General features: G+C 67.7%; 10 protein-coding genes. 5 read left to right on the forward strand and 5 right to left on the reverse strand.

Annotation, left to right across the window (positions count from 1 at the left end):
• Positions 1 to 23: 23 nt before the first annotated feature.
• Complete coding sequence (locus tag JQX13_RS29455) at positions 24 to 1670, reverse strand: SulP family inorganic anion transporter (protein ID WP_203402808.1); 1647 nt, start codon at positions 1668 to 1670, stop codon at positions 24 to 26.
• Between the two features lie 346 nt (positions 1671 to 2016).
• Between JQX13_RS29455 and JQX13_RS29460 the strand changes: the two genes are divergently transcribed.
• Positions 2017 to 2625 (forward strand): RNA polymerase sigma factor, encoded by a 609-nt coding sequence (locus tag JQX13_RS29460; RefSeq protein WP_203402809.1) that lies wholly within the window; start codon positions 2017 to 2019, stop codon positions 2623 to 2625.
• Positions 2622 to 3281 carry a hypothetical protein gene (locus tag JQX13_RS29465; RefSeq protein ID WP_203402810.1) on the forward strand — a complete coding sequence of 220 codons (660 nt, stop codon included), beginning with the start codon at positions 2622 to 2624 and terminating at the stop codon, positions 3279 to 3281. Before JQX13_RS29460 ends, JQX13_RS29465 begins: the two co-directional genes overlap by 4 nt.
• 3 nt (positions 3282 to 3284) lie before the next feature.
• Here JQX13_RS29465 and JQX13_RS29470 read toward each other — a convergent pair whose 3' ends face one another.
• A complete protein-coding gene (locus JQX13_RS29470) occupies positions 3285 to 4136 on the reverse strand; it encodes an alpha/beta hydrolase (protein ID WP_203402811.1) in 852 nt (283 codons plus the stop codon).
• Positions 4137 to 4183: 47 nt separating this feature from the next.
• Positions 4184 to 5005 carry a methyltransferase domain-containing protein gene (locus tag JQX13_RS29475; protein ID WP_203402812.1) on the reverse strand — a complete coding sequence of 274 codons (822 nt, stop codon included), beginning with the start codon at positions 5003 to 5005 and terminating at the stop codon, positions 4184 to 4186.
• Positions 5006 to 5131: 126 nt separating this feature from the next.
• On the opposite strand from JQX13_RS29475, the gene JQX13_RS29480 reads away from it, so the two are divergent.
• Entirely contained in the window at positions 5132 to 6010 is an 879-nt protein-coding gene (locus tag JQX13_RS29480) for an alpha-ketoglutarate-dependent dioxygenase AlkB (RefSeq protein ID WP_203402813.1), read from the forward strand.
• Between the two features lies 1 nt (position 6011).
• Here JQX13_RS29480 and JQX13_RS29485 read toward each other — a convergent pair whose 3' ends face one another.
• Complete coding sequence (locus JQX13_RS29485) at positions 6012 to 7304, reverse strand: AAA family ATPase (protein WP_203402814.1); 1293 nt, start codon at positions 7302 to 7304, stop codon at positions 6012 to 6014.
• 276 nt (positions 7305 to 7580) lie between these two features.
• Between JQX13_RS29485 and JQX13_RS29490 the strand changes: the two genes are divergently transcribed.
• Positions 7581 to 9668 carry a M4 family metallopeptidase gene (locus JQX13_RS29490; protein ID WP_239013927.1) on the forward strand — a complete coding sequence of 696 codons (2088 nt, stop codon included), beginning with the start codon at positions 7581 to 7583 and terminating at the stop codon, positions 9666 to 9668.
• 118 nt (positions 9669 to 9786) lie between these two features.
• Positions 9787 to 12000 (forward strand): M4 family metallopeptidase, encoded by a 2214-nt coding sequence (locus tag JQX13_RS29495; protein ID WP_343211020.1) that lies wholly within the window; start codon positions 9787 to 9789, stop codon positions 11998 to 12000.
• A gap of 62 nt (positions 12001 to 12062) precedes the next feature.
• Here JQX13_RS29495 and JQX13_RS29500 read toward each other — a convergent pair whose 3' ends face one another.
• A complete protein-coding gene (locus JQX13_RS29500; RefSeq protein ID WP_239013928.1) occupies positions 12063 to 13025 on the reverse strand; it encodes a hypothetical protein in 963 nt (320 codons plus the stop codon).
• Positions 13026 to 13786 lie beyond the last annotated feature (761 nt).

Consider the following 13786-nt stretch of genomic DNA (forward strand, 5'->3'; position numbering starts at 1 on the left):
ATGGAGGGGGGAACGGGTTCTGCTCAGGAAGAAAGTCCCAGGGTGCCCTTGGGTCCCTTCTTGCGCGCGGACAGCGGGTGCGCGGAGAGGCTGCGGTGCTGGTCGAGCCCGCGGATGTGCAGGTGGCGGCCCTCGCGGGAGAACTCACCCTCCAGCTCGTGCAGCCGCTCCATCACCGTGTGGTCCACCAGCTTCGCGTCCGTCAGGTCCACCTCGACGTGCTGTGCCTGGGCGTGCCGCGCCAGCTGCTTCTTGAGCTTGAGGAAGTTGGTGAAGACGGCCGCGTGCCGCACGCGCAGCACCACCTGGCCCTCCGCATTGTGCTCCTCGATCTCCGGGCGGAAGAGGCCGGCCAGCGGCGCGCCATTGAGCAGGTGCACCACCATCTTCAGGACGATACCCGAGGCCACGCCCACCAGCAGGTCCGTGGCCAGCGTCACGCCCAGCGTGAAGGTGAAGATGAGGAGCTGCTCGGCGCCGATGCGGAACGTCTTCACGAACTCGCTGGGCGAGGCCAGCCGCACGCCCGTGAAGACGAGCATGGCGGCAAGCGCGGCCAGCGGAATCCGGTGGATGATCATGGGCGCGAACGCCACGAGAAGCAGCAGGAACAGGCCGTGGAAGAAGTTGGACAGCCGGCTCTTCGCCCCATAGCCGATGTTGGCCGAGCTGCGGACCACCTCGGAGATCATCGGCAGGCCACCGATCAGGCCCGCGAGCAGGTTGCCCACGCCGGTGGCGAACAGATCCTTGTCCAGGTTCGAGCGGCGCTTCTCCGGATCCAGCATGTCCATCGCCTTGGCCGTCAGCAGCGACTCGATGCTGCCCACCAGCGCGAACATGACGATGTACTTGATGGACGTCGACGAGAGGACGGCGGAGAAGTCCGGGAAGGTGATGGCCGTGAGCAGGTTGCTCGGCAGGTTCACCAGGAACCTGGGACCCACCGAGAAGACCTCACTGGAGAAGGTGAAGGTGTGCTCGTGGTCCAGGTCGAAGAGGAGGCCCAGCGGCACCGCGACGAGCAGCACCAGCAGGGGCGCGGGCACGCGTTTGAGGGCCGCCACCCGCTTGGACAGCATCGCGTGGCCGAAGAGGAGGACCAGGCTGATGACGCCGATGAGGGCGATCTCCGGATTCATCTTCCCGAGGCTGTGGGGAATCTCCGCCAGCAGGTGGAGCGGCTCCTTGGCGGCCGGCGTCACACCGAGCAGGACGTGGAGCTGCTTGGAGCAGATGGTGACGCCGATGGCCGCGAGCATTCCGTGCACCACCGACGAGGGAAAGAAGTCCCCCAGCGTGCCGGTGCGCAGCGCCGCGAAGAGGATCTGCAGGACGGCCGCCACCACGATGGTCGCCAGCGCCCGGCGGTAGCCGAGCTGCGCATCTCCGCCGCCCAGGTCCGTCACCGCGCCGAGCGCGATGACGATGAGGCCCGCAGCGGGACCCTTGATGGTCAAACGGGCGCTTCCCAGGAAGGAGGAGACGACGCCGCCGATCACCGCGGTGAAGATGCCGGCCACGGGCGGGAAGCCGCTCGCCAATGAGATGCCCAGACACAGCGGCAGCGCGATGAGGAAGACGAGGAAGCCGGAGACGATGTCGCTCTTCCAGGCGGAGCGGCCCTCGGACTCGGAGGGATGAGAAGAGGGGGCGTGCTGCGGTTGCATGGGGGTCGAACCTCCTGATTCACGCGGCCTGATGGCCGTTCGAGGGCCGCCAAGGCCTTACGAAGAAAAGGGGACGGAACGAGCCGCGTGACGGTTCCCGGAATCTCTTCTTGAGGTGTCTTTCCTGGTTGGTTGGTTGTTATGCAGGAATGCGTATGAACCCTGGCTGTCCTACAGCGGACCACGGCACTTCCAGGCGATTGGTTGAAGGGCGTGTCAGGCGCACATCGGGATTTGAAATGGGACGAATTGAAATTTGGGAACCATCGTGGGGTTCATTCCATCTGATGGGAAAAGTGGGTTCGCGAGGCTGTGGCGAACGTGGCGCGCCCGGGGTGGGGCGCCGATGAGCGGGGGCTCTGGAAATGAAGGAGGCGAGGCGGGAGGAGCGCGTGCGCGCTTCGAACTGGAGGTGGAGCCTCTGCTGCCACGGCTCCATCGCCTCTGCATGACCCTGTGCCGTGACAAACAGGAGGCGGAGGATTTGCTTCAGGACTCGCTGGTACGTGCCTTCCTCCATCGGGACAGCTATCAGCAGCGGGGCTCCTTCTTCGGGTGGCTATGCGGCATCGTGCGCAACCAGTTCGTGGAGAGTCGGCGCGCGGTGTCCCGGCGCCGCTCGTTGCTGGACTCCGTCCTGGAGGGCGCCTCGTCGGTGCTCGGCTCTCTCTTCACCGGAGGGACGGAGCAGCCGAGCCCGGAGACCCAGGTGTGCCAGTCCGAAGAGGCGGAGCTGTTGATGAGGTGTCTGCGTTCCCTGCCCGAGAAGTTCCGGTTGGTGGTCCTCCTGTGTGACGTGGAAGAGTTGGGATATGAAGAGGTGGCGGAATCCCTGGACCTTCCAGTGGGGACGGTGAAGAGCCGTCACTTCAGGGGCCGCGCCCAGTTGGGGGAGCGCTTCAAGTCCATGGTGGCCCAACAAGCGCAGGTCGTCAGCGCAGGAGGACGTCCGTGAGCTCGAACGATGGCAAGAACCTTCCCCCTCTGCCCGAGGAAGCCCACTCCGCCCTATCCGCGCTTCGCAACGAGCGGCCCTCCGGCCGTCTCCAGCTCCGTCTCCAGTCGGCACTCCAGCAGGCCGAGGCCGCCAGGGCGTCGGGCTCGGCTTCCACTCAGGGCCGCCGCAAGGGACTGGCCGAGCGCACGCATGCCCATCACCCGGAGATCCGGATGCTCCTGGGGGCGGCCCTGGCCTGCACGTTGCTCGTGCTCGCGGTGAAGGTGGACGGCGTGGACAGCGTGATGGGGGGCACGGAGCTCCAGGCCGAGGTTCTTCCCTCCCGGCAGGTGTCCTTCCAGATACCTGGGGAGGGTGCTGGCTGGCTGGAGCTTCCCTGGAGCCACGGCGTGCACTCCGGAGAGCCGGCCATGGTCCGTCTGGAGGCGCCGGCCGAGGTGGACTTCCATCGGCACGCCCAGCACCTGCCCTCGCTGCAGCTCGTGGGCTGTGAAGGGGATCGCTGCGTGCACGAGTTCACCGCCGACACCGGGGACTCCGCCCTGCCACTGCGGGTGCGCATCGACAAGCCCGGGCGGTACGAGTTCCGCGTCTCGCACGCCTCGGATGTCCGCCAGGTGCACGAGCACTTCGTCGTGGTCGCGGACCACTGAGCTTCAGGGCCGGGCCGCTTCGGGCATGTGCGAGAGCAGATGGTCCTCCACCCGTTGCAGCACCTGCTCGTAGCCCGGGTCGCTGTGGGGCTCGTGGTAGCCGCCGGGAACCAGGTGCAGCGCCTTGTCGGCGAGGCTCACGGACTCGAAGAAGCGGCGGGTACCGGCGGCGGTGTTGATGCGGTCCTCCTCCCCATGGAGCATCAGCAGCGGGAGGCGCAGGTCCGCGGCATGGGCCTTCACCCACTCGCCCGCGTCGAGCGCCTCCGCGGCCCAGCGCACCGAGCACCTGCGGTGGACGAGTGGATCGCCCAGGTAGTGGGCAACCACCGTGGGGTCCTTGCACAGGGCCTCGGCCTCGAGGGGCACGTCGAGCGCGAAGGTCGGCCACAGGCGTGAGAGGATTCGCGCCGAGGTCACCAGCAGCGGGGTCGCCACGCCCACGGACTCGAACGGGGGGCCGCTGATGATCGTCCCGCTCAGGCCCTCCGGGTGCCGCAGCACGTAGTCCAGGACGATGAGCCCGCCCATGCTGTGGCCGTAGATGAAGAGGGGCCGGCCGGGCTCCCGGGTGGAGATCCTCCCGAGGAAGGCCTTCACGTCCTCCCGGTACTCCGACCACGACATCAGGTGTCCCCGCTGTCCCGGGGAGCGCCCATGGCCCCGCAGGTCGAGTGCGTACACCGCATGGCTTCGCGCCACGAGGTAGTCGACGATGTTCTTGAATCGACCGCTGTGCTCGCCGATGCCGTGGATGATGGCCACCACCGTGCGCGGCTGACCCGGGGGCTTCCACGCCTGGTAGTACAGCTTCAATCCCCCCGCGCTCCCGACGGTATCTTGCGTGTGCTCCATCGACATGGAATCCATTCTAGGCGAGGGCGACGGGCGGGGAGGGCGCCTCAGGCGACCGGTTTGATGCCCCGGACCACCATGCCCGTCATCGCGCCGTAGTAGCTCCCCTCCTGGTCCCGCTCCTTCATGAAGCGGAGCCACTCCGCCACCTCCCCGGCGGTCGCCACTCCCGACTGGACGGCCTTCTCCAGGATGGAATGGAGGCCGAACGTCTCCATCGTGCTCATCGTCCAGGTGCCGGCCACCGGGGTGAAGGACAGCTCGCTCACTCCCAGGGAGCGGAACAGGCCCGGAATCCGCCGGCCCACCCAGGGATTGCGGAGCTGATCGGCCCAGAAGTGCACCAGCTTCCGGACCACGGCCCGGTCCGGCCCGTCCAGCACCAGGCTGTCCATCTCCGGCTCGAAGAGCACCACCGTGCCCCCGGGTCGTGTGAGCCGCAACAGCTCGCTGAGCGCCTGGCGGGGATCCTCCAGGTAGATGAAGACGCGGGAGGCACGGCACCCGTCGAAGCTCTCCGAGGGGAGGTCCAGCCGGTGGATGTCGCCGTGCCGGAATTCCACGGGCAGTCCCGTGCCCTCCGTCCTGCGGCGGGCCTCGGCCACCATGTTCTCGCTCAGGTCGACCCCCGTCACCCGGCCGGTCCTGCCCACCAGGGTGCCCAACTCCCGGGTGACGTCACCCACCCCGCAGCCGGCGTCCAGGACGTGCGCGCCCTCACACGCGCCCAGCAGGCGGTGCGTCAGTCGCTGTATCTCCTGGACCTGCTGGGTCGCATTCAGGTTGTCCAGGAAGCGGACAGCCTCGGTGGAAGCCGCGGTCCGGTCGATGTTGCGAAAGTCCAACGCAAGGCTCGCTCTGTCTGCCACGGGTACCCTCCCTTCCGCACATTGCGTCGGCGGCTTCCAGGTGGATCTCACCCCCCGTTGAATCGGGTGGGACTGTCCTGGGACCGACGGTGCCCCGTGCCATGAGCGCTGTGGTAGTGGAGGGACATGGTTCCTCCTCCCCGCTATGGCCGCTCGCTGGCCCTCAAGGCTCGCCAGCGCACCCCGGGCCACCATTACAACGCGAGCTTCCTCTCGGCGGCGGACCGGGCGGAGATCCTCTCCTGGCTCGGGAGCCTGCACCCGCTGTGGGAGGAGCGTTATTCCAAACACTTCCCTCCTCCTCCGGGGCAGGCGCAGCGGCGGTTGCTCCGGCCGGTGTACTGGCTGGGTAACTGGCAGTTCGCCTGTCTCGACTACTACCGCCCGCCGAAGGGGGTGAAGGATCGCTGCGTGAAGGCCGAGCCCTTCCCGGCGGTGCTCCAGCGCCAGGTGGAGAAGGTGGAGCAGCTCGCGCGCCGCATGTTCCGCGGCCCGGACATGCCCCCCGGCTGGCACCTCAACACCTGCCTGGTGAACTTCTACGGCAGCCGGCTCGAGGACGGGCGCTGGGTGGACACCGCGCGCGTGGGCGAGCACAAGGACTTCGAGCCGGGACCGGTGGCCTCGCTGTCCTTCGGCGAGCGCGCGCTCATCCAGTTCGTCACCTCCACCCGTCCGGGCGAGCGTGACGAGGTGGTGTTGGAGCAGTGGCTCGACGATGGCGCGCTGCAGCTCTTCGGGGGCGCGCGCTGGAAGGAGCAGACCTTCCACCGGGTGCAGCGGGTGGACACGCGCGCGGGCCACACGCTCCCGCCCGAGATGCCGGACTTCAAGACGCGGCGCATCAACCTCACCTTCCGCTACGTGCCGGACGCACACGTGACGCCCTACGCGCTGCTGTCTCCCGAGGCCCGCGAGGACGTCCTGCCCTACATGGAGACGCTCGCCCGGCACAGCGCCTTCTTCCGGGCGGAGCTCGAGCGGGCGCGGAAGGCGGGGGCCTGACTCACCACAGCCCGTGTTGGCGCAGCAGCGTGCCGAGTGGGGTGTCTCCCCGCTGGTGTGCGCCGAAGAGCCGCGTGGCCGCGTCGGGCGTGGGGTTGGACCAGGCCTTCCACTCGCGCCCGTCCCGGAGCTCGGTCCCACAGTGGATGAGTGAGGTACGCACCTCGTCGGCGGACCCGAGCGGGACGTGCTCGAACGTGGCCGGGTTCTGGCTGGTGACGAAGGACTGCCGGGGGCCCAGGTGGCGCAGGCAGGCCTCGACGAGGCGCGGGTGCAGGCCGTTGGTCAGCTCGTCGGCGATGACGAAGTCCTCGTTGAGATCCAGGTAGTACAGGAAGGACAGCAGCCGCTTCTGTCCGTGGCCGAGCTGCTCCTGTGTCAGCACCGAGCCGTCGCGCCGGGTGAAGCCGCAGCTGAAGTGGCCGAACTCCAGGCGCTCGCCGCCCTCGTATCTCCGCTGCTTGAGCAGCTCCACCCGGAACTTCCCCGAGGTGAACCCGGCCAGGGCGACGAACCGCGCGAGGAAGCCCTGCTCGAGCTCATCGTGGCGGATGTCGATGAAACCGGCGGAGAGCGCCTGCTCCGCCCGCTCCTTCAGCAGCCCCGGCAACCACCTGGGCAGCGACATCAGTCCGAGGGGAAACACCTCGTCGCCCCGCATCTCCATTCCATACTGGGTGGTGCCCATCTGCTGGAACGTTCCGAGCGACTCGTCGAAGCGCGCGGGGGCCATCAGGAAGGTGTGGCGGAGGAGCTCCTTGAGCCGCTCCCGGAGCTCGGGCTCCAGCCGCTGGGCCGTCATGAAGAGCACCACCCACACGGTGCGATCCAGCAGGGACCAGTGCATGGTCTGCGAGTAGACCGGTTGCCCATCCACCTCCCAGGACACGCCCACGGCATCCGAGCGCATCACCAGCAGGGAGGAGGGGGACTCGAGCTGGATGCTCAGCTCCATGAAGGGCTCGAATTCCGCCCCGTTCTCCGGGGAGCGCGGAGGCAGGAGCGCCAGGTCGGCGCGCGAGGTATCCCCATTCCGCGACGCGGCGGAGGGGCGTGCGTTCCGGACGCGGACGCGCAGCTCCATCCCGGGAAAGGCGAGGGTGTACTCGAGGGAGAACTCCTCGCGGATGAGCCCGGAGAAGTCCGAGGCGAGGACGCGCGAGAGCAGGTCCAGCAGCGTCGTCCTGCCGGTGCCGTTCTCGCCGAGCACCAGGTTGAGCGACGGGCTGAACACGAGCTGCGTTCCTGGCGCGACGTCCCGGTACCCGTGGATGTTGAGCTTCGTGAGCTTCATGGAGGGCTCTCGCGAGGATGGTGAAAAACCGCGCACGGTGTCAGCTCGTTCTGGAGCCGCCAAGAGCCTCGCGTCCGCGACGGCACTCCGAAATCAGGTGAAATAGTTGTAAACCATTACAACGCCTTGAGGACCATGCAATGGGTATGTCAAGAAAGCACCATCTTCCACAAGGGGGAGTGCTTCGTGAGCAACCGGTTCTCAAGGACGTTCTTCGCGGTGTGGTTGGGTGCCAGCCTGGTCGCGTGCGGGGTGTTTCAGGAGAGCGAGACACCCGTGCGAACGGGTGCTGACGCCGCCGACATCCAGTCCGCACTGGCCCGTATCCAGGGGGCCCGGGTGCTCGGCACCGACGGAGAGGTTCCCTACTTCATTCGCGGCCAGCTCGGCAGGGCCTCCCAGAAGCAGGGGCTGCTGAGCTCCTCGGTGGAGGTGGACGTGCGTGAGGCGCTCGCCACTGTCGCCCCGGTGTTCCGGCTGAACGAGAACGACCTGGTGCTCAAGCGCGCCACGGTGGACGCCCAGGGCCACCGGCACCTGCGCTTCCAGCAGATGAAGAACGGCCTGCAGGTGGTGGGGGGCGAGCTGGTGCTGCACGTGGACGCGGCGAACAATGTCTATGCGGCCAACGGCTCGGCCCGGGACGGCTCGAAGGTATCCGCCGAGGCGAAGGTGGCTCCCGAGGCGGCACTGATGGCGGCCGTGGAGGGCTCCACCGCGCGGGATGCTTCCGCCAGCGACGCGAGGCTCGTCTACCTGCGCGCCGAGGGCAGCCCGGAGCCGCGGCTGGCCTACGAGGTGCGCGTGAAGGGCGAGCGCGACGGCATGCCCGCCGATGATCTCGTCTACGTGGATGCGCAGCGAGGCGGCCTCCTGCTGGTCAACCCGCGCATCCACTCCGCGCTCAACCGCCAGGTGTACCGGACCACCGTCGGCATGTGCTTGCCGGGCATCCTGATGCGCAGCGAAGGCCAGGATCGCATTCGCGATCCGCACACCGACACGAACTACGATAGGTTGGGTGTCGCCTATAATTGCTACCAGGCGCTGTTCGGCCGCGACTCGTATGACAACGCGGGCGCCACGCTCGTGAGCTCCGTCCATCACGGCAGCAACTACGTCAACGCCTACTGGGACGGCACCCAGATGGTGTTCGGCGATGGCGACGGTGTGACCTCCATCGAGCTGGGCAAGGACCTGGACGTGGTCGTGCACGAGCTCACCCACGCCGTGACCGAGTACGAGTCCAACCTCATCTACTCGGGAGAGTCCGGCGGCCTCAACGAGTCCATGTCCGACATCTTCGCCGGCGTGTGCAAGAGCTGGTTTCGCGGCTGGTCCACGACCGCGGATGTCTTCATGATCGGCGAGGACACCTGGACGCCGGGCAACCCGTACGATGCGCTACGCTACATGCACGATCCGGCCAGGGACGGTGTCTCGCTCGACTACTTCCCGGACTACTTCCCGGGCGTGGACGTGCACTACAGCTCGGGCATCAGCAACCTGGTGTTCTCGCTGCTGTCCAAGGGAGGCACGCACCCGAGAGGCAAGACGAGCAACGCGGTGCCGGCCATCGGACTGGAGAAGGCGGGCCGCATCTTCTACAAGGCCAACACGGACTTCTTCACGGCCAGCACCACGTTCGAGCAGGCCAAGACGTACACGGTGCAGGCGGCCGAGGCGCTCTACGGAGCGGGCTCGGCGGAGTCTGCGGCGGTGACCGAGGCGTGGAAGGCCGTGGGCGTGCCACCACCGCCGCCGGTGGTCACCGCGTTGACCAACGGCGTGGCGGTGAAAGGCATCTCCGGTCGAAGGCTGTACTACTCGCTCGAGGTGCCCGCGGGTCGGTCCAGCCTGGCGTTCGAGATCAGCGGCGGCATGGATGACACGGACCTGTACGTGCGCTACGGCGCCGTCCCCGACTACAGCACCTACGACTGCCGTCCGAGCTCGGATGGCAACATGGGGACCTGCACCTTCACCAATCCGCGGGCAGGCACCTGGTATGTGATGCTCAACGCCAACTCGAGCGTCACCCTCAAGGGCTTCTACACGAGCGCGCCCGTGACCGAGACGGCCAGCGGTAGCGTGGCCCGGCTCGAGAACGTCAGCTTCGGGCCCTACAGCGTGCTGGCGGGCACCCCCTTCACGGTGACCATGACGGGCACGGGCAACCCCGACCTGTACGCGCGCTTCGGCTCGGCGCCCACCACCAGCATGTTCGACTGCCGCCCGAACGCGTCCGATGCCTCGGAGACGTGCTCGCTCACCGTGCCGTCCGGCCGGAGCACCGCGTACGTCATGGTGCACGGGGCCTCCGCGGGTATGTACAACCTGACCATCAGCTACACCCAGCCGTAGCTCCGCGTTCGCGATCACACATCATTATCAGAAAAATTCCTGTAAAACATCATAGCGCCTTGATGCTCATGTAACAGGTATGTCAAGAAAGCTCCTTCTTCCACAGAGGGAGTGCTTCGTGAGCAACCGGTTCTCGAGGACGTTCTTCGCGGCGTGGCTGGGTGCCAGCCTGGCCGCGTGCGGGGCGATGCAGGAGGGCGAGGCGCCCGTCCAGACGGGTGATGACGCCGACATCCAGTCCGCGCTGGCCCGCATCCAGGGGGCCCGGGTGCTCGGCACCGACGGAGAGGTTCCCTACTCCATCCGAGGCCAGCTCGGCCGGGCCTCCCAGCTCTCCGGGGCGCTGCGCTCCTCGGCGGAGGTGGACGTGCGTGAGGCGCTCGCCACCGTCGCTCCGGTGTTCCGGCTGAACGAGAACGACCTGGTGCTCAAGCGCGCCACGGTGGACGCCCAGGGCCACCGGCACCTGCGCTTCCAGCAGATGAAGAACGGCCTGCAGGTGGTGGGGGGCGAGCTGGTGCTGCACGTGGACGCGGCGAACAATGTCTATGCGGCCAACGGCTCGGCCCGGGACGGCTCGAAGGTATCCGCCGAGGCGAAGGTAGCCCCCGAGGCGGCGCTGAAGGTGGCTATCGAGGGCTCCACCGCGCGGGGCGCTTCCGCCAGCGGCACGAGGCTCGTCTACCTGCGCGCCGAGGGCAGCCCGGAGCCGCGGCTGGCCTACGAGGTGCGCGTGAAGGGCGAGCGCGACGGCATGCCCGCTGATGATCTCGTCTACGTGGACGCGCAGCGCGGCGGCCTCCTGCTGGTCAACCCGCTCATCCACTCCGCGCTCGACCGCAAGGTGTACTCGGCCAACAACGGCTCGAGCACGCCGGGCACCCTCAAGCGCAGCGAGGGCCAGGCGCCCATTGGCGACGCGCACGTCGACATGAACTACGACATGCTGGGCGCCACCTACAATTGCTACCAGACACTGTTCGGCCGCGACTCGTATGACAACGCGGGCGCCACGCTCATCAGCACCGTCCACTACGGCAGCAACTACGTCAACGCCTACTGGGACGGCACCCAGATGGTGTACGGCGATGGCGATGGCGTGGACTCCATCGAGCTGGGCAAGGACCTGGACGTGACCGTGCACGAGCTCACCCACGCCGTGACGGACACGGAGTCGAACCTCATCTACTCGGGAGAGTCCGGCGGCCTCAACGAGTCCATGTCCGACATCTTCGCCGGTGTGTGCGAGAGCTGGACGCGCGACTGGGCCGTGGACGCGGAGGTCTTCATGGTTGGCGAGGACATCTGGACGCCGGGCACCGCGAACGACGCCCTGCGCTACATGGACGATCCGGCCAAGGATGGCGTCTCGCTCGACTTCTACGCGGACTACGGCGGGCAGGACGTGCACTACAGCTCGGGCATCAGCAACCTGGTGTTCTCGCTGCTGTCCAAGGGAGGCACGCACCCGAGAGGCAAGACGAGCAACGCGGTGCCGGCCATCGGACCGGAGAAGGCCGGGCGCATCTTCTACAAGGCGAACACGGACCTCTTCACGGCCAGCACTACGTTCGAGCAGGCCAAGACGTACACGGTGCAGGCGGCCGAGGCGCTCTACGGAGCGGGCTCGGCGGAGTCTGCGGCGGTGACCGAGGCGTGGAAGGCCGTGGGCGTGCCTCCGCCTCCCCCGGTGGTCACCGCGCTGACCAACGGCGTGGCGGTGAGCGGCCTCTCCGGCAGCTCCGGCAACAAGAAGTACTACTCGCTCGAGGTCCCCGCCGGTCAGTCCAGCCTGGCGTTCGACATCAGCGGCGGCACGGGTGACGCGGACCTGTACGTGCGCTACGGCGCCGTCCCCAGCTCCAGCGCCTACGACTGCCGTCCGTACAAGGGTGGCAACACGGAGAGCTGCTCCTTCACCAACCCGCAGGCCGGCACCTGGTACGTGATGCTCAACGCCTACTCGGCCTACTCGGGCGTGACGCTCGAAGGCACCTATGGTGGCGGGAGCGGTGGTGGCGGTACGGGCACGCCCGTGAGCCAGACGGCCAGCGGCAGTGTGGCCCGTCGCGAGAACGTCCACTTCGGGCCCTACAGTGTGCTGGCGGGTACCACCTTCTCGGTGACGATGACGGGCACGGGCAACCCCGACCTGTACGCGCGCTTCGGCTCGGCGCCCACCACCAGCAAATTCGACTGCCGCTCGAACGCGTCCGGTGCCTCGGAGACGTGCTCGCTCACCGTACCGTCCGGCCAGAGCACCGCGTACGTCATGGTGCGCGGGGCCTCCGCGGGCACGTACAACCTGACCATCAGCTACACCCAGCCGTAGCTCCGGCGGGCAGGATGGGTTGAGCGGCGGGCGGCTCTCCTCGAGGGGCCGCCCGTCGTGCTTCAGGGGTGCTGGAGCCGCACCTTCCCGGGGAGCTGGCGCAGCAGGTTCAACAGCCGGAGCGACGAGTGGACGCTGCCCTGGATTTCCCAGGGGTCGATCTTGTCTCCGCCGTTGGTGAACTGGGGCGAGAGCACGAAGACGCGCACCCGGGCGCCCTCCATCATCCCGTGGAAGCGCGGGTCTCGGAGGAGCCCGCTGCTGAGCCGCAACTGGGGCGCGGGCTGGAAGTAGTCCAGGTCCAGCGACACCCAATCGGCCTGGACCACTTCGGGCCGCGCGAGCACTCGGCTCCAGTGAAGCTCCGAGGTATCCACGAACCAGGGGACGAGCGTGGAGAAGCCCACGTCGCGGCCGGTCATCCGGGCCGTCGACTCGGCCTTGGCGGTGGTGAAGAAGATGTCCTGCTCGGTGAGGACGGGAGCCGAGTCTTCCGGCCGCTTCAGTCCCTCGAAGAGCTTCCACCAGGTGGCCGCCTGCGGCGGGACGCGTGCCTCCAGGTAGCTATCCTTGCACCAGTCCGAGTGGCGATCCGCGTGGAAGAGGGCACGCGGCAGCTCGCCGGTGGTCCGGTAGTGGTACAGGGCCACGTCGAGCATGTGGTGATCGCGCAGCAGGTAGTCGGCCTGGCCGGAGTGGCCGCGCATCACCAGGACGTTGCCCCGGAGCACCGAGTCCATGTCCCGCATCGTGAGCGCACCGCGCCAGGGGAGTTCCTCGAAGGTGAGCTGCTGGCCCGTGTAGGGCTTCTCGCCCGCGTCTCCAACCTCGTTCTCCGGGCCGGACCAGCGGTGCACCCGCTGCTCGAAGCGGTCGGCCTCATCGGCTCCGAGGACCTCGCGGGCGACCGCCCGGATGTCACGCTGGAGGCCCGCCGCGGGAATTTCCGGGGAGAAGGCCGCGCGGAGCTGGAACGCGTAGGCCGCGTCCGTGGGCTTCTTCCAATCGGTGTAGCGGATGAGCACGTGAGGGGTCCTCGGGGGTCGCCTGCCTGGTGTGACCAGCGAGGCATGGCGGCGTGGGCGGTAGATGACCGGAAACAGCGGCGCCGTCACGGAAATTGCGAAACCCCGCCGGCTCCGTCCCGCCGGAAGCTGGAGCTCCTCGACGAGCGCCTTGTGCAGCCAGCGCCGTTCGGCCGGAGGGAGGCGGGGGGATGGTGGGCAGCATGAAACTCCTCCTCAAGTGCCTTGGCCTCCAGCTGGCCTCCTCCGCAGATGCCAGAGCCTTGGAGGATGGCCTCTGTGGAACTGCCTCCGCGCCCGTCTCACGGATGGCCGCCTCGCGGAAGATGGGCTGATGGGGTCAGGCATGGCGATGCACACCTGCTAGAGGTGAAGTTCGTCGAAAATCCCGGCAGCAGTCCCTTTGTCCATGGCTCGAGCTGTGGTGAGGGCATTCGCCAGGCCATCCGAGGTAAAGAACTCGCTCAATTCCGAAGGTATGCCGCCATCCTGAAGGACCCGGACACGCCAGCCGTCGGGCTCGAGGTCATCACCAACGACGCTCGTGCCGTGCCTTTCTTCGAGTCCATTCCGCAAGAGCTGGACCGCTCTGGTTGGAGCATCCCGCCTGGGGACTTCGCCCGATTGCTGCGCTTGCGTTGGCCTGGAGCACTGGTCGAGGAACACCCCGAGGCAGACGGTCCCCGGTGCCTTCGGGCGACTGGCTCCTCTCCTGCGACCGGGGTTACCTCCACTTGGAGCCCCACACCTCCGTGGCGGAC

The sequence above is a fragment of the Archangium violaceum genome, assembly GCF_016859125.1.
GTDB lineage: Bacteria > Myxococcota > Myxococcia > Myxococcales > Myxococcaceae > Archangium > Archangium violaceum_A.